Annotated in this window: 4 protein-coding genes, 5 tRNA genes and 1 pseudogene; all 10 read right to left on the bottom strand. The window is 46.5% G+C overall.

Annotation, left to right across the window (positions count from 1 at the left end; genetic code table 11):
- Positions 1-30 precede the first annotated feature (30 nt).
- Positions 31-115, bottom strand: a tRNA-Leu gene (locus tag ACKI4H_RS11285).
- 20 nt (positions 116-135) lie between these two features.
- Positions 136-227, bottom strand: a tRNA-Ser gene (locus tag ACKI4H_RS11280).
- Positions 228-280: 53 nt separating this feature from the next.
- Positions 281-595: pseudogene (locus tag ACKI4H_RS11275) on the bottom strand (HNH endonuclease signature motif containing protein); the annotation flags it as partial.
- Positions 596-731: 136 nt separating this feature from the next.
- Positions 732-802: transfer RNA gene (locus ACKI4H_RS11270), tRNA-Ala, on the bottom strand.
- A gap of 6 nt (positions 803-808) precedes the next feature.
- Positions 809-894 (bottom strand) — tRNA-Tyr (locus ACKI4H_RS11265).
- 106 nt (positions 895-1000) lie between these two features.
- Positions 1001-1076 (bottom strand) — tRNA-Val (locus tag ACKI4H_RS11260).
- Positions 1077-1612: 536 nt separating this feature from the next.
- Positions 1613-2050 carry an HNH endonuclease signature motif containing protein gene (locus ACKI4H_RS11255; RefSeq protein ID WP_407305763.1) on the bottom strand — a complete coding sequence of 146 codons (438 nt, stop codon included), beginning with the start codon at positions 2048-2050 and terminating at the stop codon, positions 1613-1615.
- 248 nt (positions 2051-2298) lie between these two features.
- A complete protein-coding gene (locus tag ACKI4H_RS11250) occupies positions 2299-2688 on the bottom strand; it encodes a hypothetical protein (RefSeq protein ID WP_407305761.1) in 390 nt (129 codons plus the stop codon).
- A 2-nt stretch (positions 2689-2690) separates the two neighbouring features.
- The gene (locus ACKI4H_RS11245; RefSeq protein WP_407305760.1) at positions 2691-2921 is read right to left on the bottom strand and encodes a hypothetical protein; all 231 of its coding nucleotides are present in this window, start codon (positions 2919-2921) and stop codon (positions 2691-2693) included.
- A gap of 8 nt (positions 2922-2929) precedes the next feature.
- Positions 2930-3898: hypothetical protein (locus ACKI4H_RS11240; RefSeq protein ID WP_407305758.1), on the bottom strand; the 969-nt coding region annotated here is incomplete at its 5' end.

The following is a 3898-nucleotide window of genomic DNA, read 5'->3' as shown; positions in this document are numbered from 1 at the left end:
ACGGCAACATTGACCGGTATTGCTAAATTCTGGTGCGCACGGTGGGACTCGAACCCACACTCGGTTAAGAACCAGCCCCTCAAGCTGGCGGGTCTACCAATTCCCCCACGTGCGCATAACTTCTTCCTCTTCTGGTGGCGGAGGGTAAAGGAATCGAACCCTCACCGAGGGTTGGCCCCAGTGGGACAGATTTCAAGTCTGCTTGCGCGCCATGCGCCCTACCCTCCAAATTCGTTATCTTCAACTTCTTACTTCTGTACGTATCAGTTTGAGAATGACAGTTTGGACAAATCAGCTCAAGATTCTCTAAAGCATGATTTCCGCTGTTACCATCAATGTGATTTAATTCCAGTGAAATTGGTTTCCCATTCCAGTCTGAAATACCACATGACTGACACTCATACTTCTTATAACCTTCTTTCACCAAACGTTTAGACAACTTTGACGTAGGGTACTGAGGATGTTTTCCTGCCAAAATATCAAGCAGATCAAACTTTTTACCGCCTCGCGCATCTCCATGATAGAGCCCATATTCACTGGCGATCTTATAAAAGGTTCTTCGATCAATCCCAAGTGAAATTGCAGATCCACCCATTGTCTTGTGCTTGCTAATTGCTTCAGCAACTTCTTCATAAGTTGCTGACTTTCGGTTATACTTTGACATTTCATCTCACGGTAGTTTGTACATTCTTATTTATACAACCGAATGTACAAACTAACCTGAAATATGCTGGTGGACCGTAAGGGACTCGAACCCTTCCTACCGCAGTGCAAGTGCAGCGTCATCCCCTGATGACAGCCCATATTTTGGTGAGTGCAGTAGGATTCGAACCTACTCAGCACGAGGCAACTGCTTTACAGGCAGCTTCAGCTCTCCAACTCTGACGTACACCCAAAGCAAAGCTCACTGTTATAAGTGTCGCAACTTAATCTGTCCGTCTCACACCCGACTCCATAGAGTCCATAGAGTCCGTGTTTACCATTCCAGTAAGCTTTGCTTTGGTAGTTCCTGAGAGGTTCGAACTCCCGACCTAATCCTTGTAAGGGACCCGCTCTACCAGCTGAGCTAAGGAACCAGATGATCGGCGTGTACAAGAAACCTCATACACGCCGATTAAATCGCTTAGGCTGAAGTGGCAACAAGAAGTCTTAGACCCGGTATTTGTTAATGATCGGTATCCGGTCAACTTACGTCGACAAGGCAGCTACAAATCATTGTATGTGGGTCCTATTACCGTTTCACTCGAACTGACGTTCTTACTGCGTGATTCACGGCATTGAGGTTTCATCGATCGGCACGTCAGTGCATCCACGAACTCTTGTTGCTTTCAGCCTAAGCTGTTGGCATTCCAAATTGTTAAAGAACCAACTTTTTAACTTGCTACGTTGTGTAGCAGTTGGTGTTGCAATTATAACACAGTTTTTAAAGCTTGTCCGATATTTGCAATCATCGTTTAGGTTGAACTACCACCAACAAACTTTAACAACCGAGGAGTTCATTATAACATAAACTCCGATTTTGTACAACCTTTTTAATCCTGATCAACTACGTTTTGCAACGTTTGCTGGTCAGTGATGCTATAGTAACATGTGCACCAGTCGCTGTACAACTTTATTGGACCTGCGCTAACCAAGCTTCTGCTTCCTCTTGGGTATCAAACTCTTTCTTCACTGTTGCCACGAACTTATTCTTGGTCTTCTTAATTCCTGGTGCAACACGCTCAGATTTTGTAATGTTCTGCGAGTTCTGAGCAAATGTTGCTTCTCGCAGATTCTTAATTCGGTTGTTATGGATGTTTCTATCCACGTGGTCAATGACATCGCTTTGAGGCCATTTTCCGTAAACATAAAACCATGCAAGATGATGTGCTGCGTAGTGAACCCCATCGATCTTGTACTTCGGGTATTTCTTCGGATTCTGTTTGGAACGTTTTGGTCCAGGCCTAACAACCTTCCATTCAAATTCACCTGTCTCTGGATCGTAATCCATCAAACTCGTCAAACGTTCATACGTCAATGGAACTTCTTTACGTCTCTTCCACGTATTCATTTTGCTCCAAAAGCATCAAAGGGGAACCACTTTCGTAGCTCCCCTTCGTATGTCTTTGTTATTCCAAGACCTTACTTCGGGGAGCCTCTCGTACCAAGTACCGCTGGGGCGCACGAATACCCACTACCCAGAGGGAGTGATGTAACAGCGACGAGGGCGGACAAGGTGTTCACGGAAGATAGTTCCTTTGTGTTGTGAGTCATAGTAAAGATATATACGCGGTTTCCCAGAAAGACGAAGCTTTCCGATCACTCAACCTGATAAATCTCAAAGTTCCAACCAAACCCGTACTTGGTCGCTTCATCGTCTTCAAGAGTTAGATCATCGTTATAGTTGTTGAAAAACTCCTTGAGTTTCTCACCTGGAATATTAGCGACTTCGTAATCAGCAAATTCCTTACGACGCCTGACTTTACCACCAACGGCTTCAGCCGCAGATTTGATGGATCGATACTGCATCTTCTCCTCTGCATTAGTCAAGGACGGATGGTCTGCATAGTACACGAAGATGATGGTTTTCCCAGAAATATTCAATCCATCGATATCTTCAGGTTTATCTACTGACGCCACCGATTTCATGGACTTAAAATCGATGTCCTTTGCTTCATGAAGGCCGACGAGTTCTTTTAGAAGTTTCATTTTTATCCTTTTCTGGTCTGTGCCACGTGGGTGATCTTCGCATCTGTCTTACGAGCAGCGAGCTCAAGGTCCTTGATCTTCTGCTGCGCCTTTGAGTGATCTTGAAGAAGTTTTGTCAGTCGAGTCGCCAGGTTCTTCTCGCGAAGCTCAGCAGCTCGTGCCTGTGCCTTCAGCTCCTTGACGTCTTGTTCAAGGAGTGCCAGCCTTTCGAGGGGGTTTGGTTGATTTGCCATTTCGTTCCTTATAGGTTCGCCATTGCGCCAACAACGCTTGCAATAGTTTCACCGTGCTTTCTGATATCATCTTGGGTTTGGAGTTTCTTCGAGTTCTCACGCGAGTTCAAGAAGTGGTAACGATCACTGAGCACCTTGCGCAGAGGTTTGACAGCTGCTGCAGTTTCAGTCGGGAAGAACTTCATGAGGTGCTTAACACCGTAGATTCGGAACTCACTGATGGTGCTGACATTTTCATGTGAAGCGATTGCCTTGACCGCCTTGGTCAGTCCGTTGACGACGATCTTGATTCGCTTGTCAACCAAGGCCTGCATTTTGTCGCTACACTTCTCGTACAGTTCGATATCAACCCCAACGTATACGTCAAGGCTGAGACGGTGTGAGCCTTTGTTGAAGTAGTCTTCCTCGATTTTGAATTGAGCGCCTAGCCGTTCAAGTTCGCCTGCCGGCATTGTCAAGAAGCGGTTCAGTTCGTACTTCATCAAAATGTCAGCTTGTTCTGGCGACAGCTTGTCAAACCAGGAACGACGGACGTACGTCGCCTTCTTCGTGAGATCGTCAGTCCTGTCCTTGGCCTTCTTCAGCTCATTGAAGATCACCTCAAGCTTTTCAGGGGTGTTGTACTTCCGATGATACGGTTCCATCAGCTCTTCAATTTCCACCTGATAGGTGCCAGGCTTGAGGATGACTTCTGATTCCTTCTGGAACTCGGTCTTGCTCAGGTCACAACCAACACCAGGACCAACCTTCGTCTTCAGCACCACGCCACCGTAGCCGGCCATGTGATCACCCGTCTTCTGCATCTTATCAGACGCGTACATCAGCTCAGGTGTGGGGAAGTAGGACTTCTTACTGTGCGCAAAATCCTGTGCTGTCGACTTCGAAGGAGTCCATGAAGAGGGTCCCCCTACCTTGAGGACGCCGTCCTTGATCTTTTCGAGGAACTCGTCATGCTGCTCTTGACCTGAGAAGTGAAG

Source organism: Acinetobacter sp. (assembly GCF_045628685.1).
GTDB lineage: Bacteria > Pseudomonadota > Gammaproteobacteria > Pseudomonadales > Moraxellaceae > Acinetobacter.
Note: the sequence above shows the minus strand (reverse complement) of the source record. Positions and strands in the feature narration are given on the sequence as shown.